Source organism: Nocardia sputi, assembly GCF_023501985.1.
In genome coordinates this window covers 109,741-132,793 of the sequence record NZ_JAMFLC010000025.1, presented here as the reverse complement: position 1 = coordinate 132,793, position 23,053 = coordinate 109,741, and the positions used below count along the sequence as shown (strand labels likewise).

Below are 23,053 nucleotides of genomic sequence, written 5' to 3'. Positions count from 1 at the left end.
GATCGGCCACCACCACCGACCCCACACCCGTCACAAACCCGAAAACCCGATCACCAGGCACCAACCCCGACACACCCGCACCCACCTCCACCACCACACCAGCACCCTCCACACCCAACACAGCGTCGGGCTGCGGATACATGCCCAGGGCGATCAGGGCATCGCGGAAATTGAGACCGGCCGCCCGCAGGGCCACCCGGACCTCGCCGGGGGCCAGGGCCCGCAATGCCTCCGTCGTCTCGACCAGCGTCAGGTTGTCGCCGGTCAGGGTGCCCCTGCCATGGTGGGTCAGTGCCCACGCCGGAGCCCGCATCGCCACACTCGCGTTCCCGATGTCGTCGGCGGCCCGTCGCAGGCGCGGGACGTGCGCGATACCACGACGGACGGCGAACTGGGGTTCGGCGCTTGTAGTCATCGCGAGGCCGACACCGTGCCGGTAACCGGCCCAATCGTCGACGTCGACGAGGAGGATCCGGTCCGGGTGCTCGCTCTGGGCGGTGCGCAGCAACCCCCACGCCGCACCCGCGGACAGATCCACCGGCTCGCCGGGATGCACCGCTACGGCCCGCCGGGTGACCACGACGATCGGGTCCTCCCGATCCAGCAGCCGCTGCACCCGCGTGGTCACCGCGGTCACCACATCACGTGCCACTCCCGGCAGAGCGCGGTCGGCAGCCTCATCGAGCCGGATCACCGTCGCCACCCGCCCCGCGATCGTCACTGTCTCGCCGTCCTCGGCTTCACCCCAGACCGCGTTGGCCGGGGCTGCATCTTCCGGCTCGGGCGACGCGACCCACTCCACCAGGTAGCCGAGTCCCTCGCTCCGCGGCCGGGAACGTCCGAGTGCCTCCACCGGGATCGGGCGCATAGTCAACGCGCCCACCTCGGCCACCGGCATGCCGGAGGTATCGGTGAGGGTCACCGCGATCCGAGGTCCTGCGCCCGTGGACCCGGACACAGCCGCGTGGACCCGCAGCGCGGTCGCTCCCGTCGCATACAACCTGACGTTCTCCCAGGAGAACGGCACCGCGACCGTCCCCTCCGGCGCGTCGGATGCGAGCCCACCAAGCAGAACCGAATGCAGCGCCGCGTCCAGCAGCGCCGGATGCAGTGCGAATTCGGCGATCCCGGCGCGGCCCGGTTCCGGCAGCGTCACTTCGGCGAAGACTTCGCCGTCACCGCGCCACAGGGCGGTCAGCCCCTGGAACACAGGGCCGTATTCGTAGCCACGCTCGGCCAGTTCCGCGTAAACACCGGCGATATCGACCGCGGCCACACCGGCCGGTGGGCGCACGGCCACGACCGAGGCCACAGCCGCATCCGTTTCGGCGGTGATCGTGGCGGCGGCGTGCCGGACCCACCGCGGTGAGTTCCCGTCCGAGATCCGGTCGGCCGGACCGCGCTCGGCGCGAGATGCGGCCTCCTCCGTTCGTGAGTACACCCACACCCGGCGGGTGCGTGACTCGTCCGGAGCGCCGGCCACCACCCGTAGCTCGACGGTCCCCGACGACGGAACCACCAGGGGCGCCTCGAGCACCAGTTCCGACAACCACATGCATTCGACCACCGCGCCGACATGCAGGACGAGTTCCACGAAGGCGGCGCCGGGAAGCAAGGCCACACCCGCGACAGCGTGATCGGACAGCCACGGATATGCCGCCCGCGACAGCCTGCCGGTGAACACCGCCTCGTCGGTGTCCGGCAACCGCACCATCGCCGCCAGCAACGGATGCGCCACCTCATCCAGGCCCGACTGCCGGATATCCGGCGCACCGCCGGGCACCAGCCAATGCCGCCTGTGCTCGAAGGCGTAACGCGGCAGATCCACCCGGGTCGCGACGGGCGCCAATACCGGCGCCGCCACGTCGATACCGGCACAATAGGCGCGCGCCAGCGCGAGCGAGAGCTGTTCCGGCCCCCCGTGTTCGCGTTTCAAGGTGCCGAGGACGGCCACACGGCCGGACCCGCCAAGGGCGTCCGCCGTCAGCTCGATCCCGACCGTCAGCACCGGGTGCGGGCTGACCTCGATGAAGGCGTTCACACCCGCGCGTTGCAGCGTTTCGACCGCCTCGGCGAACCGGACGGGCTCGCGCAGGCCGCGATACCAATAGGCGGCGTCCAGCATCGCGGTGTCGACGTAGTCCGCGGACACGGTCGAGAAGAACGGCACCGACCCGGGTACCGGCGCGACCGGAGCCAGCTCCGCCAGGACCCGATCGCGGATGGACTCCACCGCGGCCGAATGCGACGCGTAGTCCACCGGGATCCGTTTCGCCCACACGCCGTCGGTCGCGCAGGCCGCCATGAATTCCTCCACGGCCGCCGTCTCCCCCGACACCACGGTTTGCCCCGGCCCGTTCACCGCCGCCACGGACAATCGGTCCCCGAACCGGGTCAACCGATCCGCGACCGCGTCCGCCGCCAACCCGACCGACACCATGCCGCCGGCTCCCGCCAGTTCCTCGGCCACGATCCGGGACCGGACGGCGACCACACGCGCACCGTCGGCGAGTGAAAGCCCGCCCGCGACCACGGCCGCCGCGATCTCACCCTGCGAGTGCCCCACGACCGCAGCGGGCTCCACCCCGCTCGCCCGCCACACTCGCGCCAGCGACACCAGCACCCCGAAAAGCGCGGGCTGCACCACATCCACCCGGTCCAACGATGCCGCGCCCGGCTCCCCCCGCAGCACCGAGGTCAACGACCAGTTCACGAACGGCGCCAGCGCCGCCTCGCATTCCGCGATCGAGCCGGCGAAAACCTGGTTCGCGGCGAGCAGTTCGGCGCCCATCGCAGGCCACTGGCTGCCCTGACCCGGGAACACGAACGCCACCCGCCGCGGCGCGGCCCGGCCGGTGACCACGAGATCGCTCTCGGCGGTCGCGGGTCCGGCCAAACTCGCGAGCCCGGACCGCAGATCATCGAGTTCGCGCCCGAGGACCGCGGCGCGATATTCCAGCTGCGCGCGGTGGCGCAGCAGTGTGTGCGCCACATCCGCCACGTTCACGTCGTCCCGCGCGGTCAGCCATTCGGTGAGCCGAACGGCCTGCGCTCGCAGGGCTGCCGGGGTGCGCGCGGATACGGTCCACGTCCGGACACCCCGATCACGATCACCCGGCTCGGCCGCGGGGCGGGGTCTTTCGGCCGGACCCGTCGGCGCCTCTTCCAGGATGAGGTGCGCGTTCGTCCCGCTCATCCCGAACGACGACACCCCGGCACGACGTACCCGGCCGCCGGCCGGCCAGGGCTCCGGCTCGCTCAACAGCCGCACCGAGCCCGCCGACCAGTCCACATGCGGGCTCGGCGCGGCGAGATGCAATGACTTCGGCAGGGTTTCGTGCCGCAACGCCTGCACCATCTTGATCACACCACCGACACCCGCGGCCGCGACGGCGTGACCGATATTGGATTTCACCGATCCGATGCGCAGCGGTTCCGCCCGCTCGGCGCCGTATGCGGCGATGAGCGCCTGCGCTTCGATCGGATCGCCCAGGGCGGTACCGGTGCCGTGCGCCTCGACCGCGTCCACATCCGTCGGCGTCAACCCCGCGTCGGCCAGCGCCGCCGCGATCACCCGTTCCTGCGACGGACCGTTCGGCGCGGTCAGGCCGTTGCTCGCACCGTCCTGGTTGATCGCGCTACCGCGCACGACCGCCAGTACCGGGTGCCCGAGGCGACGGGCGTCTGCGAGGCGTTCGACGACGAGCACGCCGACACCCTCGGACCAGGTCACGCCGTCGGCCGCGGCGGAGAACGGCTTGCACCGCGCATCCGCGGCCAAGCCCCGCTGGCGCGCGAAGTCGACGTACAGCGCCGGACTCGCCGAGATACTGACCCCACCGGCCAGCGCCAGGGAGGTCTCGCCCTGACGGAGTGCCTGACAGGCCAGATGGATGGCTACCAGCGAGGAGGAGCAGGCGGTATCGACCGTGACCGCCGGACCTTCCAGCCCGAAGGCGTAGGCCACGCGGCCGGAGATCACGCTGTGCGACGTCCCCGTCAGCCGGAAACCTTCGTACTCCCCCGTCACGCCCTCCGCGTAGCCCGAGGCGCAGGCGCCGACGTACACGCCGGTGTCCGTACCGCGTAGCGCGGCAGGGTCGAGGCCCGCGTCCTCCAGCGCCTCCCAGGCGACCTCCAGCATCAGCCGTTGCTGCGGATCCATCGCCGCCGCCTCACGCGGCCCGATCCCGAAGAACCCGGCGTCGAAATCCGCCGCGGCGGCCAGGAATCCGCCTTCCCGGATATAGACCGTGCCAGGCTCATCCGGATCGGGATGCAACAGCCGCTCCAGATCCCACCCCCGGTCCTCGGGAAACGGCGTGATCACGTCGCTTCCGGACGCGACGAGACGCCACATGTCCTCGGCCGACCCGACACCGCCGGGGAAACGGCAGCCGATCCCGACGATGGCGATCGGCTCGTCGGATCGAGCACGGCGCACGGTGCGCGGCCCGGCGAGATCCACCCCTTCGAGCCGGGCGCGCACCAGCCGCGCCACCGCGGTGGGCGTCGGGTAGTCGAACATCAGCGTCGCGGGCAGGGCCAGCCCGGTGGCAGTGACCAGCCGGTCGCGCAACTGAACTCCGCTCAGCGAGTCGAATCCGAACGCCGTGAACGGCAGATCGGCGGGAACGGCCTCGGCCGACTCGTAACCGAGTACCGCCGCGGCCTGCTCGGCGACGACTTTCAACACCAGCGCGTCGCGCTCCGGCTCCGGGACGGCGAACAGCCGCGGCGCCAGCGGCCCCTCCACCGCGGCACGCCTGCGGCGGGCGGGAACAACGGGCGCAGCCGCGGCCGCCGCCGACTGCGGCTCGTCCACCATCCGATCGACACTGCGAAGCCGCAGCGACCCGATCATGAGCACCGGGTCGCCGTCCGGGGACATTGCCGTCACGCGCATGGTGTCGTCACCGAGACGCTCGATCCGCACCCGTGCGGCGGCGACCCCGTTGCGGTACAGCCGAACGCCGCTGAACGACAACGGCATCGCGGTCCGGGTGGGCGAGTCGTCGGCCAGTAGATCCGTCGCGGCGTGCGCCATGGCGTCGAGCAGCGCGGGATGGATACCGAACCGGCCCTGATCGCCCACCGCCTCATCGAGCGACACCTCGGCGAACACTTCGCCGCCTCGCAGCCACGACGCCGTGACTCCCTGGAACGCCACGCCGTAGCCGAGCCCACGACCAGCCAGCCGGTCGTATAGTTCTTCGGCGGCCAACGGCTCGGCTCCGATGGGGGGCCACTCGACGCCCGGCGGGACGGGGAGCTCATCGCGGTCTCCGGCAAGCATCCCTTGCGCGCACCGCGACCATTCCACAGCGGCGTGGTCGTCCTCGGTGGCCGGGCGGGCGTGGACGGTGAACGCCCGCCGCCCGCTCTCGCCGGCCGCCGCCACGCGCAACTGGATCGCCCACGGCAGGTTAGCGGGCAGCGGCGTCTCGACCCGCAGTTCCTCGACCTCCGCGGCGCCCACCCAGACGCCCACGCTCAACGCGGCCTCGAGCCATACCGCCGCGGGGACCGCGGGCGCCCCGAAGACGACATGATCCGCCAGCCAGCGGTGTGTGTCGGGGGCCAGCAGCCCGGTGAACAGCCATTCGTCGCGCTCCGCCACCGCCACGGCGGCGCCCAGAATCGGATGGGCGGGCGCGATCAGCCCGGCGCGGCGCATATCCGCCGCACCCGCGCCGGAGCCGGCCTCCGGCGTCCAGCAACGGCGGCGCTGAAACGCGTAGACCGGCAGGTCCACTCGCGCGGCGGGCGGGGCCAACTCCGCCGCCAGCGCGTCGATACCCGCACAGTAGGCCCGGGCCCATGCCGCGGCGAACTCCTCGGGTCCACCGTGACCACGCCGCAGGGTCCCGCACACCGCCACCCGGTCGGCCGCGCCCAGTGCCGCAGCCACCAGTTCGATCGCCGAGGCGACCACCGGATGCGGACTCGTCTCCACGAACGCGGTCATCTCCGCGCTCAGCAACGCCTCGATCGCCTCGGCGAAGCGCACCTGCTCGCGCAACCCGCGATACCAGTACGCCGCGTCCAGCCCGGCCGTGTCCACGAACTCGGCCGTCACCGTCGAGAGAAACGGAATATCGCCGGTTTTCGGCCGGATCGGAGCCAGATCGGCCAGCACCCGGCCGCGAATCCGTTCCACCGCCGCCGAGTGCGACGCATAGTCCACCGGAATACGTTTCGCCCAGATCCCCTCGGCCGCGCAATCGGCGAGGAATTGCTCGATCGCGTCGGCCGCCCCGGACACCACGGTCTGGCCGGGGGCATTCACCGCCGCCACCGACAACCGGCCACCGAAGGCCGCCAGCCGGTCCGCGACCGCGTCGCCAGGCAAGCCGACCGACGCCATACCGCCCGATCCCGCCAGCAGTTCCGCGACCGCGCGTGACCGCAAGGCCACCACGCGCGCCCCGTCCTCGAGCGACAATCCACCGGCCACCACCGCGGCGGCGATCTCGCCCTGGGAATGCCCCACCACGGCGGACGGTCGCACCCCGGCCGCCTGCCACCGCCGTGCCAGCGATACCAGCATCGCGAACAGGACCGGCTGCACCACATCCACGCGATCCAACGAGGCGGCGCCCGGTGTCCCCCGCAGCACCTCGGTCAACGACCAGTCCACGAACGGCGCCAGCGCCGCCTCGCAGTCCGCGATCGATGCCGCGAAGACCTCGTCCGACACCAGCAGTTCCGCGCCCATTCCCACCCATTGGCTGCCCTGGCCCGGGAACACGAACACCACCCGGCGCGCGGCGGCCCGGCCGGACATCACAGTTGGATCGCCGAGCGCCGGCGCCGGTTCGGTCAGGGCGGCGAGCCCTGCGCTCATCCGATCGGCGCCGGACCCCACGACCGCTGCCCGCCACTCCAACGGAGTCCGGGTATGGGCGAGCGAGTACGCCACCTCGGCGACACCGGCTTGCGGGCCGTCCGCCAGCCACTCGCGCAAACGAACAGCCTGCTCCCGCAAGGCTTCTCGGCTCCGAGCCGACAGAACCCACACTGCGGGCCGTGGCTCGCCGCTGGTGCCGGCCACCTCGACGGCAGCCGTGGCAGGCGCCTGCTCGAGGATTACGTGCGCGTTCGTTCCGCCCATGCCGAACGACGAGACACCGGCCCGGCGAGGCACATCGTCTGCCCATGGCTGCGTGCTGGTCTGCACCCGGAGCCTCAGGTCTTCCAGCGGGATCCGGGGATTGGGATTGCGGAAGTTCAAGCTGGGCGCCAGCTGTCCGTGCCGCAGGCACAGTGCGGTCTTGATCAAACCCGCGATTCCCGCGGCGCCTTCCAGATGCCCGATATTGGTTTTGACCGACCCCACGGCGAGCGGCTCACCCGCCGGACGGCCCGCCCCGTATGTTTCGCCCAGAGCTGCCGCCTCCACCGGGTCGCCCGCGGGCGTACCGGTGCCGTGCAGCTCCACGTACTGCACCGATGAGCCGTCGATCCGGGCCGCCGTCAGAGCGGCCCGGATGACGGCGGCCTGGGTAGCGGCGCTGGGTGCGCTCAACACCTGCCGCTCGTTGCCGTTGTTGACGGCGCTGCCGCGGATCACGGCGTAGATCCGGTGTCCCGCCGCGATCGCACGCGCCACCGGCTCGAGCACGATCATGCCGCCGCCTTCGCCGCGTACGGTGCCGTCGGCCCGGTCATCGAAGGTGTGGCATTTCCCCGTCGCCGAATGCGCGCCGAACTGTTCGTACCGTTCACCACTCAACGGAGACAGGATGAGATTCAACCCGCCTGCCACGGCCACATCGCAATCACCGGCGCGGACCGACTCGCAGGCCAGGTGCACCGCGACCAAGGACGAGGACTGCCCGCTGTCGACGACCAAGCTCGGTCCGGTGAACCCGTAGTAATTCGAGATTCGGTTAGCGGTAACTCCTCGACCGACCGCCCACAGCGAATGCCGACCGATGCTGGATTTTCCTCGTAACGCGACAATTTCGGCGAAATCGGTGCCGGTGCAACCCAAGAACACGCCTGCTCGCGTCCCCGCGCGGTCGCCGAATCCGGCGTCTTCCAACGCTTCCCAGCTCAGTTCGAGGCCGAGTAGCTGTTGGGGATCGAGCGAATGCGCTTCGTTCGGCGGCACGCCGAAGAAGTCGGCGTCGAATTCTGTTGCCGAATCGAGGAATCCCGCCGTCTCATCGATTCCGGGGCGGTCGGCGGGAGCCGATCCGACGGCATCGCGGCCCTCGCGCAGCAATCGCCAGAAGTGCTCGAGGTCGGAAGCTCCCGGCATCCTGCACGACATTCCGACAATGGCGATATCACTCGCTGGTTCAACCATGGGAATTCCTCTATCTCGCTTCTTCGATGCCAGGCGTCACGATCGTGCTCGACTCGGCGTCGCCGAGTTCGGCGAGCCAGTGCCGTATCTCGTCCGCCGCCGCGGACGACGCCGCTCCGATGATCGAGAAATGGTCCGCCTCGATTTCGACCGTCTTGCCGGCGTGCAGCCACGCGGGCGCCAGTTCGGCGATATCATCCAGCCCGGGCAGCGGTGTCGATGCCCGCAGATCGAACGTCGGCGCGGTGATCGACACGGGTTGCCGTTCGTCGAATATCTGCGCGTACTTCGCCATGGCGACCAAGCCATGATCACCGATCTCGGTGACCTCGTGGTCCAGGTCGAGCACGGAGCCGACCGCACTCGCGAGGACCCGATGGTTGTGCTCAGCATCGTCGGGCGAATAGGAGTCGAGCAAGATCACCCCCGCAGGCCCGCGCCCGCTCCGCTCGAGGCGATGTGCCAGCGCCTGCGCGATCACACCGCCCGCCGAATAGCCGACGAGAACGATCGGCTGCCGGTCGCCGACCTCTGCCACGGCCATCGCCAGACAGTCCAGCAACGCATCCCATGAGCCGGGCAGCGGTTCCCCAGGCTGGGTCCCGGGAAGGCGCAGCGCGGCAATCGTGCGGTCGGCACCGAGCTCGCGCGCCAGCCGACCGAACTGATGCGGTCCGGTACCGACCACGAACGACGGCACGCAGATCAGCGCGGGCCGGGATGTGCCCCTGCTCAATGGGATGAGAGTCGGCCGCACGAGCACCTCATCGGCGGTCGCGAACGTGTCGGCGAGCTTGGCGCTCTCCAGTAGCAGCGGTATCGCGGCGCCGACTCGACCGCGCCGGTGCGCTGCCAGAACCAGATCGGTGAGCGCACCCCGGATCCCGGAATCCATACGCGGCACGGTGTGTGTGCCCACCGTGGTGTGCATGGTTTCGGCTATCCGGGCGGAAAGATAGTCGGCCAGTGCCCGAGCGGTGGGGTGATCGAAGACAACGGCGGAAGGCAGCGACAAACCGGTGGACTTGGCGAGCCGGTTTCGGAACTCGACTCCCGCCAGCGAATCGAAACCCAACTCGGTGAACGGAGCCCCTGGATCGATCGCCTCGGCGGAGGCGTGCCCCAATACCGCGGCTGCCTGCTCACGCACCACCGCCAGCGCGACCTCATCGCGCTCGCCGACCGACGCCGACGCCAGCCGCCTCACCAGCGACCCGCTGTCCCCACGCGCGGGCTCCGGCACCGACACCAGCGAACTGAGCACCGTAGGCAGCACACCCATCTCCGCTTGCTCCGCCAATCCCGCCGCATCGAATTCGGCACCGACCACCAGGGCTGAGTCCGCGACCATTGCCGCGTCGAACATCGACAGCCCGGTCGCCTTGCCGAGCGGGCGAACGCCCAACCGCCGCAATCGCATCAATCCGGCCGCACCCAGGTCTCCGGTCATCCCGCTGCTCGCGTTCCACGGGCCCCAGGCCACCGACACACCCGGCATGCCCGCCGCCCGCCGGAGTTCAACCAGCGCGTCGGCGAACGCATTCGCCGCAGCGTAATTGCCTTGTCCCGGCGAACCGGTCACCCCGGCGACCGACGTGAACACTACGAACGCGGAGAGATCTGAATCGCCGGTCAATTCGTGCAACAACCACGCCCCGTCCGCTTTCGGACGGAACACCCGATCCACTTGCCCAGCGGTCAAGGTCTCGACGGTGCCGTCATCCACTACGCCCGCCGCATGGACGATTCCGGACAACGGGAATTCCGACGGGATTTCCGCCAGTACCGCCTCGAGGCCATCCCGATGCGCCACATCGCACGCCGCCACGTCGATCACAGCGTCAAGCGCCGACAGCTCCGCGACCAACTCTGCTACGCCCTCGGCGTCGCGGCCCCGCCGCGATACCAGCAACATCCGGCGCACTCCGTGTTCTGTCACCAAATGCCGCGCCACGAGCGCACCCAACCCGCCGGTGCCCCCGGTCACCATCACCGTCCCCGCCCCGAACGACATGCCGGCCGGAACCGGCTGTGTCGAGGCGCGACCGCTCGTATCGCTGAGTGCTGACCGCCGGCGCAACCGCGGCGCCAGCAAGCGACCATTTCGTACCGCCACTTGGGGCTCTCTGGTGGCCATGACCGCCGACACCATCCCGGCGTCGATCTCGCTGTCGCGATCGAGGAGCACGATTCGGCCAGGGTGCTCCGCTTGCGCGCTGCGCAGCAACCCCGCCGCCGCCGCGGAGACCAGATCGGGCGACTCCCCTGACAGGCCTGACGCGTTCCGCGTCACCACGATCAGCCGTGTCTCGGCGAGCCGCGATTCCGACAGCCACGACCGCAGCAGCTCCAGGGTCTCTTGCACGATCCGCCGACTTGCCTGTGCGAGATTCCCGACGCCCGATTCGTCGCCGTCGATCACCCAGACGACTGATCCAGCACGGTCATCGGCAGCCGCCAGTTCGCGCACGCCGGCGAACCGATGATCGATCCCCGTCACGCTCCCGGCGCCGAGCACCGCCATCGATTCCACCGGCCCGGCAGGCCCTGGGGTCACCGGCACCCACTCGATGCCATACAGCGACGACGAATCACCACCCGGACGAATACGGTCCACTGTGCGCCGCTCGACGGGATGCACCACCACGGAGTCCGCGCTCACCACCAGTTCGCCGAACTCATCTACCACATCCATCCGAATCCGATGGCTGCCGAGCAGCGCGGCGCGAAGTCGGACCGGCCGAGAACCTGCCCGCGACAACCGCACACCGCTGAACGACACCGGCAACGGAACCCGGCCCGCGGGGACGTCCTCCATGATGAAGTCGACCCCAGGATGCAGGCACGCGTCGAACAACGCCGGATGGATCCCGAACCCTGTCGCCTGCCCAGCCGTCGCCTCGTCCAACGACACCTCGGCGAACATCTCCTCCCCTCGCCGCCACACCGTGCGCACACCACGGAACGCCGGACCGTATTCCATTCCCAAACTGGCGATCCGTCGATACAGAGCCTGCACATCGAGTTCCTCCGCACCCGCGGGCGGCCATACCGGCTCATCCCATTTCGACGCGGTGCCCGCTGTCGAGAGGGGAGCCAGCACACCGCGAGCGTGCGGTACCCACGCGTCGGCACCCTCGATTCGCTCGGCCCCGGAATAGATCGTGAAGCGTCGTCGCCCATCCGGGTCGGCCCCCCCGACGCCGACCTGCAGATCGACAGCGCGGTCCCCGATGCCCAGCGGAATGTCCAGCAGCAGTTCCTCGACGATTTCCACACCCAGCCGCGCACCAATCACCGATGCCAACTCCAGATATGTCGTCGCTGGCACCACCACGGTCCCGAACACGACATGATCGGCGATCCACCGATGACGGGCGTCCGACAGCTTTCCGGTGAACAGCCACTCGTCCTTGCCTGCCACCGGCACCGCATCGATCAGGATCGGATGCTCGACATTGCCCACCGCAATCGAACGGGGCGTGTCCAGCCAATAACGCTGACGCTGGAAGGCGTAGGACGGCAACGGAACTCGAGCAACAGAGCTGCCCGCGAACAACGACGCCCAGTCCACATCCATCCCGGCCATGTGAAGCTGAGCCAGAAACGTCACGAACCAGGCCGCCTCGTCGAACCCGCGCCGACCCGCCGGTGACACCAGCCATCCGGCCGTGCCATCGCCGTCGTCGCTCAGGCATTGGTGGGTCATGGCCGTCAGCACAGCGTCGGGTCCTACTTCGAGGATTCGGCGAACACCCAGGTCGGCGAGCGACCGGATTGCGGGTGCGAACCGCACCGCGGCACGAACCTGTCCGACCCAGTACGCGGAATCGGTGTACGCGTCGCCCACGGCGCCGGTCGTATTCGACACGATCGGCAGCAGCGGCTCCCGGTAGGTCATCTTGTCGGCGACCGCGCTGAACTCGGCCAGCATCGGGTCCATGCGCGCGGAATGAAACGCATGGCTCGTCCGCAACCGCGACGTCTTGACTCCCTCGTCGGACAACCGCCGCTGTGCCTCCGCTACGGCGTCCGCGTCACCGGACAACACCACCGAGGACGGACCGTTCACGGCCGCCACCGACAACCGATCCCCATATGCCGCCGCGATCTCGACGGCGCGCTGCTCGGTTACGGCTGCTGCGAGCATTGCGCCGCCCTCCGGCAACGCCCCCATCAACCGACCCCGCGCCGCCACCAACACACACGCATCCGCAAGCGACCACACCCCCGCCACATACGCCGCCACCAGCTCACCGATCGAATGCCCAACCAACACATCCGGAGCGATCCCGAACGACTCCACCAACCGGAACAACGCCACCTCGAACGCGAACAACGCCGGCTGCGTGAACTCCGTCCGATCCAACACCCCCACCGGATCAGCGAACATCACTTCCCGCAGCGACCTGCCCAACAGCGGATCGAACTCCGCACACACCTCATCCAATGCCGCCGCGAAAACCGGAAATGCCCGATAGAGTCCCGCCCCCATCCCCACCCGCTGTGCACCCTGACCCGTGAAAAGAAACGCTGTTCGACCTTTGACCGGCACACCGGACACCACCGACGACGACACCGACCCTGACGCCAGATCCGCCAACCCGGCCAGCAACTGCTCCCGATCGCGGCCGACCACCGCGCCACGCCAGTCCAACTGCGCACGTGTGCCGACCAACGAACGCGCGACGGCGCGCGCATCAGCATCAGGACGCTCGATCAGCCAGGTCCGCAACCGAGCCGCCTGGGCCCGCAAGGCTGCCTCGGATTTCGCCGACACCAGCCAGGCCACCGGATCATCAGCCGCGGACGCGGGCGCGGGGGCCTCTGGCGACGACTCTTCCTGCCGCGCGAGCGTCGGCGCTTCCTCCAAGATCACGTGCGCATTGGTGCCACTGATCCCGAACGACGACACCCCCGCCCGGCGCACCCGCTTCCCCGCAGGCCAGGGTTCCGCCGCGGTCAGCACCCGCACCGACCCCGCCGACCAATCCACATGTGGCGAGAGCGCATCCACATGCAACGTCTTCGGCAACATCTCATGCCGCAACGCCTGCACGACCTTGATCACGCCCCCGACACCCGAAGCCGCGACCGTGTGCCCGATGTTCGACTTCAACGACCCGATCCTCAGCGGCTCCGCACGCCCTTGCCCGTACGCGGAGATCAATGCCTGCGCCTCGATCGGATCACCCAGCGGCGTGCCTGTGCCGTGCGCCTCCACCGCGTCCACATCAGTCGGATCCAGCCCAGCCGCCGCCAGTGCCGCCGCGATCACACGCTCCTGCGACGGACCGTTCGGCGCGGTCAAACCGTTGCTGGCACCGTCCTGATTCACCGCCGAACCTCGAACAACAGCCAGCACATCATGATTCAACCGCCGCGCATCCGACAACCGCTCCAACACCAGCACACCCACACCCTCGGCCCACCCCACACCGTCCGCCGAGGCCGCGAACGCTTTGCACCGCCCATCGGGCGACAAACCCCGCTGGCGCGCGAAGTCCACGTACAGCTCCGGGCTACCCGAGATCGAGACACCGGCTGCCAGCGCAAGCGACGTCTCACGCTGGCGTAGCGCCTGGGCCGCCAGATGCAGCGCCACCAGTGAGGACGAGCATGCGGTGTCCACCGTCATCGCCGGTCCCTGCAAGCCGAACACGTAGGCGACACGGCCGGAGATCACGCTGTCCGAATTGCCGGTCATCCGAAAACCTTCGTGTTCGCCGACCACCCGCTCGACATACCCGGACGGAGTCGCACCGACGAACACACCGGTATCGCCGCCGCGCAGCGGTAGCCGCGTGCGGCCAGATCCGTGTAGATATCGCCGATATCCACCGGCAGGGCTCCGACCGGTGGCCAACTCTCCGTCATCACTGCCTGTCCGATCTCGGACGACGGTGATTGCGCGACAAGAGTTCCCGTCGCATGGCGAACCCACTCCGCCTGCCCCGGCCCGCTGTCACGTTGCGGGCGCGAATACACCGACACAACCCGTGCGCCCGCATCATCGTGCCCGGTCGCCATCACCCGCAGCTCGACCGCGCCGTCCGGCGGCACGGCCAGTGGCGCAGTCACCACCAGATCGGCCAGTCGCGGACTATCGGTCATCGCCCCGACGTGCAGCGCCAACTCGACGAACGCCGTACCGGGCAGCAGCACCGTCCCGCCGATCACGTGATCGGCCACCCACGGCTGACTCGACAACGACAACCGGCCCGTCAGCACGACCCCCGCGGAGTCCGGCAGCCAGACGGCCGCACTCAACAGCGGATGCTCCACGACATCCAGGCCCGAGGCCCGGACATCTCCCGCGCCTACGGCATCCAGCCAAAAACGTTGACGCTGAAAGGCATACGTTGGCAACGAGACCCGCATCGGATCCCGGCCCGCGAACAACGGCGCCCAGTCCACGTCTATCCCCGCGTTGTGTGCGTGCGCCAGGAATGCCAGGAAGTGCGTCACCTCATCGACACCGCGCCGGCTCGCCGCCGCCACGACGGACCGGGACCCGACCTCCTCGGGCAGGCACTGCCGGGTCATCGCTGTCAGCACCGCATCGGGGCCGACCTCGAAGAACTTTCGGACACCCAGGTCCACCAGCGTGTCGACCCCCGGCGCGTAGCGGACGGTGTCGCGGACGTGACCGGCCCAGTACAGGGAGTCGGCGAGCGCCTCGCCTCCGACGACACCGAACACGTTCGACACCACCGGCAACAGCGGGCTCCCGTACTCCAGGCCGGCGGCCATCGCCTCGAATTCCGGCAGCATCGGTTCCATCAATGCCGAGTGGAACGCGTGGCTGACCCGCAGCCGCGACGTCTTGATCCCCTCCCCGGCCAGCGCTGTTTCCAGCTCGGCGACGGCCGCTTCGGTACCGGAGATCACGATCGCCGCGGGCCCGTTCACCGCCGCGATAGACAGTCGGCCGCGATGTCCGGCGATGGCGGCGGCGGCCCGCTCCTCGGAGATCGCGGCGGCCAGCATGGCGCCCCCGGCCGGCAACGCGCCCATCAGCCTGCCGCGCGCGGCCACCACAGCGCACGCGTGGGCGGCCGACCACATCCCCGCCACATACGCGGCGACCAGTTCCCCGATCGAGTGCCCGATGAGCACATCCGGGGTGATCCCGAAGGACTCGATCAGCCGCACCATCGCCGCCTCGTAGGCGAACAACGCGGGCTGGGTGTACTCCGTGCGGTGCAGGAGATCCACGCCCGCGGCACCGAAGACGATGTCCTTCAGCGATATTCCGGGCGCCGGGAATTCCAGCAGGCCGTCGAACTCGGCGCACAGTTCGTCGAACGCCGACGCGAAGACCGGGAACGCCGCGTACAGCCCGGCGCCCATACCGACCCGCTGCGCCCCCTGCCCGGTGAACAAGAACGCGATCCTCCCGCCGACGGGGCGGCCCTCGGCCACTCCCGGCGACGCCGCACCGATCGCCAGATCCGCCAGCCCGGCCAGCATCGCCTCGCGGTCACCCGCGACCACCGCCGCGCGCCGATCGAATCGGGCCCGCGTCGTCAGTAGCGAATGGGCCACGTCCACCGGGTCGGCGTCGGGCCGGGCCTCGATCCACTCGTGCAATCGAGCCGCTTGTGCTCGCAGCCCCGTCTCGGTTTTCGCCGAAATCAGCAGTGGAATCCCCGGCGCGGCGGGCGGCGTGCCGACCGATTTCCGCGCCGACGCGCTCTGCGGGGCCGAAGGCGCTTCCTCCACGATGACATGGGCATTCGTGCCACTGATCCCGAACGCGGACACACCGGCCCGACGCACTCGCTCGACCGAGCCCGACCAGGGCCGCTGTTCGGTCAGCAACCGCACTGCCCCCGCCGACCAGTCCACGTGCGGCGATGGAGCGTCCACATGCAACGTCTTCGGCAGCATCTCGTGCCGCAACGCCTGCACCATCTTGATCACGCCACCGATGCCGGCGGCGGCCTGGGCATGCCCGATATTCGACTTCAACGACCCCACCCACAGCGGCTCGGTACGGCCCTGCCCGTAGGCGGCCATCAGCGCCTGCGCTTCGATCGGGTCACCCAGCGGTGTGCCCGTGCCGTGGGCCTCCACGGCGTCCACGTCCTCGGGAGCCAGCCCGGCGCCGGCCAGCGCCGCCGCGATCACCCGTTCCTGCGACGGACCGTTCGGGGCGGTGAGACCGTTCGACGCCCCGTCTTGATTCACCGCCGAACCCCGGATGACCGCGAGCACGTCGTGACCCAGCCGGCGCGCGTCCGACAGCCGCTCCAGCACCAGCACACCCACGCCTTCGGCCCAGCCGACACCATCGGCGGAAGCCGAGAAGGCCTTGCACCGTCCGTCCCGCGAAAGCCCACGCTGCCGCGAGAACTCGACGAACATGAACGGTGTCGACATCACCTGGGCGCCACTGGCCAGCACCAGCGAACTCTCCCCTTGGCGCAGCGCCTGACAAGCCAGATGGATAGCCACCAGCGAGGAGGAGCAGGCGGTGTCGACCGTGACGGCTGGGCCCTCGAATCCGAATGTGTAGGCCACGCGACCGGACAGCACGCTACTCGTCGACCCGGTACCGATATAGCCTTCGGTCACCGGACCCGCGGCCTTGGCGATCTCCTCGTAGTCCTGATACGAGACCCCGGTGAACACGCCGGTGTCACTGCCCCGCAGTGACGACGGATCGATACCGGCGTGCTCCAGGGCTTCCCACGAAGCCTCCAGGAGCAACCGTTGCTGTGGATCCATCGCGGCCGCCTCGCGCGGACCGATCCCGAAGAAGCCCGCGTCGAAATCCGCCATGCCGGAGAGGAACCCACCTCGGTCCAGATAGGAGGTTCCCGGGTGGTCGGGGTCGGGATCGAACAGCCGCTCGAGATCCCAGCCGCGATCGGCGGGGAACTCGCCGATCGCGTCCGCGCCGGAAGCCACCAGCTCCCACAGGCCATCCGGCGAGGCGATACCGCCCGGATACCGGCAGCTCATCCCGACGATCGCGATCGGCTCATCGGTCCGGATCCGGCGCGCCATCCGCGCGGGCCGCCCCGCCTCGGTCTCCGTCGCCTCGCCCACCCGCGAGTGCACGAATGCCGCCACCGCCGCGGCGGTCGGGTGATCGAAGACCAGCGTCGACGGCAGTTGTAGGCCGGTGGCCGCGGCCAGCCGGTTGCGGAACTCGACCCCCGCCAGAGAGTCGAACCCGATCTCGCTGAACGGCGCGGTGGGGTCGATGGCATCGCCGGAGATGTGCCCGAGCACGCCTGCGACCTGCTCGCGTACGACGTCCAGCACAATTGCCGCGCGCTCCGGCGCCGGGGCCGCGGCCAGCCGGCGCGCCAACGTCGCGCCCGTGTCGGCGGCCCGCCGCACCGGCACCGGGACGATCGAGTGCAGTATTCGCGGCAGGGTGCCTTCGCGCGCTTGGACTGCCAGGGCCTCGGTGTCGAACTCGGTCGCGACGACGACGGGCACCGGCGCGGCAACCGCGCGATCGAACAACTCCAAACCATCGGCCGTCTCCAGCGGCCGCACGCCCAGCCGGCCCATCCGTGCCAGCGCAGCGTCCTCCAGGCCGCTGGTCATGCCGCTGCTCTGGTTCCACGATCCCCACGCGATCGATACCGCGGGCAGGCCCGACGCCCGGCGCTCGGACGCAAGCGCGTCCAGAAACGCGTTCGCCGCGGCGTAGTTGCCTTGGCCGGGCGCGCCAACCACACCGGCGACGGACGAGAACAGGACGAAGGCGGAGAGTTCCCGATCACAGGTCAGCTCGTGTAGATGCCATGCGGCGTCCGCCTTCGACGCCAGCACCCGGTCGAGCCGGTCGGCGGACATGTTCTCGATGGTGGCGTCGTCCAGAACGCCCGCGGAATGGATCACCGCACTCGGCGCGAAGTCGCCGGGCAGTTCGGCGAGCAGCGCCTCCAGCGCGGCACGGTCGCTGACATCGCAGGCCGCCACCCGCACCTGCGCGCCCGCATCAGTGAGTTCGCTGACCAGCGCGGCCACCCCGTCTGCGCGGTCACCCCGGCGTGACACCAGCACCAGGCGTCGCACACCGTGCGCCGCGACGACGTGGCGGGCGACCTCGGCCCCCAGACCGCTTGTGCCACCGGTGATCAGAACCGCGCCTGCTCCGAACACCTCGGCCTCGACCGTCACCGCCGCGTGCTGTCTGCGCAGCCGCGGGACCCGCAGCGCACCGCCGCGCCAGGCCAGCCGCGGCTCGTCCGAGCCCGCCGCCGCTGTGATGGCCTCGATCGTCGGATCCTGCCCGGTGGCAGCGTCGAGCAGCACGAACCGGCCCGGATATTCTGCCTGGGCACTGCGGACCAGCCCGCCCACCGCGGCACCCGCCACGTCCGAAGTTTCACCCGGCAACTCGAGGGAGTCTCTGGTCAGGATCACCAGCCGGGTATCGCGCAGGCGTTCCTCGGCTTGCCACGCCTGCAACAACTCCAGCGCCGACCGCACCCAGAGATGTGTCCGTGAAGGCGTATCGCCGACGACCCGACCGTCCCCGCCCGGCGACCAGACGGCGATCTCGGGCGGCGTGTGGTCGCCGAGAAGATCGGCCGGTTCCGCAACGCGGCGAGCGGTTCCCGCGACACGCGCGTCACCGAGCAGCGCGACCGTCGCGGCCATCCCGCCCGCGACCGCGGGCACCTGCACCCATTCGAGATCCGACAGGGATGCACGGCGACGGGTTCCACGGTCGAGCGCCTTAGCATCCACGGGGCGCGCGGTGAGCGCTTCGATGCTCAGCACGGGCGCACCGGTGTCGTCGAGGGCGGCCACCCGGATTCGTCCGGCTCCGGACCGTTCCAGACGCACTCGTACGGCGGTCGCCCCGCCGCGGTACAGCCGCACCCCGGCGAACGAGAACGGCAGCGGCAGCCTGCCTGCGGGCATTTCCTGCGCGAGCTCGGTGATCGCGGCATGGAATGAGGCGTCCAGCAGGGCGGGATGGATCCCGAAAGCCGGTGCGGGCTCGCCGGATGCGGCCGGGACCGCCACTTCGGCGAACACGTCTTCGCCGTCGCGCCAAGCCGACGTCACGCCCTGGAACATCGGACCGTAATCGAACCCCAGGTGCGCCAACTGGTCGTACAGGCTGTCGACCGGCACCGGTTCGGCCTCCGTCGGCGGCCATTGCGCACCCTCCGCCGAGATCGGCCATGCCGATTCGACCCACGCAGGCACACGCTCCGCTGCGGGGGCGAGGACTCCGTTGGCATGCGGCACCCACTCCCCCGCATCCGCATCTCCGTTCCCGACCGCGCGTGAATGGATAACGAACCGGCGCGCACCCGCCTCGTCGGCGGGTCCGGCGGTCAACTGGATATCGATCGCGGCGTCGTCGGTGAGCGGCAGCGGCGCTGCCAGCAACAGTTCGTCGACGAACTCGGTGCCGAGCCGGGCACCAGCGGTCAGCGCCATTTCCACGAAGGCGGTGCCCGGTAGCAGCACCGACCCGAAGGCGACGTGGTCGGCCAGCCACGGGTGCGTCCGCAACGACAGTCGGCCGGTGAACAGCCATTCGTCCCGCCCCGCCAACGGCACGGCGCCGGTGAGCATCGGATGGTCCGATGAGTTGAGCGACGCCTCGATCCCGAGTGGTTCCAACCAGTACCGCTGGCGTTGGAACGCATACGTAGGCAACGACACGCGGGCCGGTGTCCGGCCCGCGAACAGCGGGCGCCAGTCGACCTCGACACCAGCGATGTGGGCTTGCGCGAGCATAGTGACGTATTGCGTCACCTCGTCGGCCGAACGACGGGACGCTGCGGCCACGATCGATTCGGCCTCGGCCTCGGGGTGTCCGGCCAGGCATCGCCGTGCCGTCGCCGCCAGCACCGCGTCGGGGCCGACCTCGACGAAGCGGCGGACCCCGGCGGCCACCAGAGCGTCCACCCCCGGCGCGAACCGTACGCAACCGCGCAGTTGCTCGACCCAGTAGTCCGGATCGATGAGCGTGTCTTCCGCGAACACGCCAGAGACATTGGACACCACAGCGACCGTGGCCTTCCGGTACGTCAATCGCTGCGCGATGGCGCGGAATTCGGCCAGCATCGGATCCATCCGCGCGGAATGGAACGCATGGCTGACGCGCAGCCGTGAGGTCTTGACCCCCTCCTCGGACAGCTGGCGCTCGACCTGCCCGACGGCGCCCTCGTCGCCGGAGAACACCACCGACAACGGACCGTTCACGGCCGCCACCGACAACCGGTCCCCTAAGTCAGCCGTGATCTCGACGGCTCGCTGTTCGGTCACCGCCGCGGCGAGCATGGCGCCGCCTTCGGGCAGCGCCCCCATCAGCCGCCCCCGCGCCGCCACCAACGCACACGCGTCAGCCGTCGACCACACACCCGCGACATACGCCGCGACCAACTCACCGATCGAATGGCCGATCAGCACATCCGGGACGACTCCGAACGACTCCATGAGCCGGAACAACGCCACTTCGTAGGCGAACAGCGCAGGCTGGGTGTACTCGGTGCGGTGTAACAGATCCTCGCCCGCCGCCCCCAGAACAACGTCCTTCAACGAAATCCCGGACCCCAGCGCGCGATCGAACTCGGCACACAATTCGTCGAACGCCGCCGCGAACACCGGGAACGCCGCGTACAACTCCGCCCCCATACCGACACGCTGCGCACCCTGACCGGTGAACATGAACGCCGTCTTCCCCGGTCCCGCCACACCTTCGAGCACGCCGCCGGAGGCACCGGTCGCCAGGTCCGCCAACCCGGCCAGCAAGTGCTCCCGATCGCGGCCGACGACGACGGCGCGCCGGTTCCAGTGCGCCCTCGTCTCTATCAGCGCGGCCGCCACGCTCCACGAGTCGGCCTCCGGATGCTCGAGCAGCCACCCGTGCAATCGCTGCGCCTGGGCACGAAGCGCCTCGTCGGTTTTCGCCGACACCAGTAACGGAACGACGGTCGCGGCGCAGGCTGGGCCGCCGTCACTGTCCGCCGTGCCGTCGTCGGAGACCGCTGGGCCAGGTGCTTCCTCCACGATGACGTGCGCGTTCGTCCCACTGATCCCGAACGACGACACACCCGCCCGACGCACCCGCTCCCCCGCGGGCCAGGGCTCCGCCTCGGTCAACAACCGCACCGAACCCGCCGACCAATCCACATGCGGCGACGGAGCGTCCACATGCAGCGTCTTCGGCAACATCCCGTGCCGCAGCGCCTGTACCATCTTGATCACACCGCCCACACCGGCCGCTGCCTGCGAATGGCCGATATTCGATTTCAAGGAACCGATCCGCAAAGGTTCGTCCCGCTGCTGTCCGTAAGTGGCGATGAGCGCCTGCGCCTCGATCGGATCACCCAGTGACGTCCCCGTCCCGTGCGCCTCCACAACGTCCACATCCGCCGCGGCCAACCCCGCGGCCGCCAGTGCCGCCGCGATCACACGTTCCTGCGACGGACCATTGGGAGCGGTCAAACCATTGCTCGCCCCATCCTGATTCAGCGCCGAACCCCGGATCACCGCCAGCACCTCGTGGCCCGACCGCCTGGCATCCGACAAACGCTCCAGCACCAGCACACCCACGCCCTCGGCCCAGCCCACCCCGTCGGCCGAGGCCGCGAACGCCTTACAGCGACCGTCTCGCGACAACCCCCGCTGCCGGGAGAACTCGATGAACAGGAACGGCGTCGACATCACCGTGACACCGCCGGCCAGCACGAGCGACGTCTCACCACGACGCAACGCCTGGCAGGCCAGGTGGATGGCCACCAGCGATGACGAGCACGCTGTGTCCACCGACACGGCGGGGCCTTCCAGCCCCAGCGTGTAGGCCACCCGGCCGGACACCACGCTGCCCGTCGAACCGATACCCGCATAGCCCTCCGCGGTCGGTCCGGCTGCCCTGGCGGTGTGCTCGTAGTCCTCGTACATCACACCGGCGAACACGCCGGTATCGGTGCCACGCAGGGAGGTCGGGGCGATACCGGCGTTCTCCAAGGCCTCCCAGGAAGCCTCCAGCAGCAGCCGCTGTTGCGGGTCCGTCGCCGCCGCTTCCCGAGGTCCGATGCCGAAGAAACCCGCATCGAAATCACCGGCATTACGCAGGAAGCCGCCCTCTCGCGTGTACACCTTTCCGAACCGGTCCGGGTCCGGGTCGAACAGCCCCTCGAGGTCCCAGCCCCGGTCCGGCGGGAACTCGCCGACGGCGTCCACCTCCGCCGCGACCAGATCCCACAACTGCTCCGGCGACCCGACACCGCCCGGATAACGGCAGCTCATCCCGACGATCGCGATCGGCTCGTCGATCTTCTCCCGCAACCGGGTCAGGTCGTCGCGAGTCGTCATGAGCTCGACGGTGACCTTCTTCAAGTACTCCAACATGCGGTCGGACGAGTCACCAGCGCTTGAGTCCACGTTTCACATCCCGGGTATCGCAGGGTCGACAAAGAAACCCGGCGCGCGAACAGCGCGGCGCGGGTTGGTGAGAACTACCGCGTCGTTCGGTCAGGTATCGGTGACGAAGTGGCCGGTCGAGGCGCAGGCGAGCAGCCCGATACCGCACACGCCAGGGCCGTGGCCCTGGGACCGGCTCGGAAGAAGAAGCCCGTATCGGCCGACGCGACCCGGGATCCGGCGGCGCCGGATCGCGCAGCGGCTCGGCGCCACCGGAGGCGGGGGGTACGAGGCCGCTCCGAACGCGGTGACTTCGGACGCCGGCCGCGCCCGGTGGATAGCGATCCGACCGGGCGATTCCGCAGGAGAATGTTTCGCGGC

The 23,053-nt window shown here is 69.7% G+C and carries 2 protein-coding genes and 1 pseudogene; all 3 read right to left on the bottom strand.

The window, feature by feature from the left end:
- The coding region (locus M8859_RS29635) for a type I polyketide synthase (RefSeq protein WP_249645166.1) at nucleotides 1–8,266 on the bottom strand (8,266 nt) is incomplete at its 3' end.
- A 58-nt stretch (nucleotides 8,267–8,324) separates the two neighbouring features.
- Nucleotides 8,325–14,108 (bottom strand): annotated as a pseudogene (locus tag M8859_RS29630) (SDR family NAD(P)-dependent oxidoreductase); the annotation flags it as partial.
- Nucleotides 14,018–22,693, bottom strand: a complete 8,676-nt coding sequence (locus M8859_RS29625; protein WP_249645164.1) for an SDR family NAD(P)-dependent oxidoreductase — start codon at nucleotides 22,691–22,693, stop codon at nucleotides 14,018–14,020. The gene M8859_RS29625 and the pseudogene M8859_RS29630, both read right to left, overlap by 91 nt.
- Nucleotides 22,694–23,053: the final 360 nt, after the last annotated feature.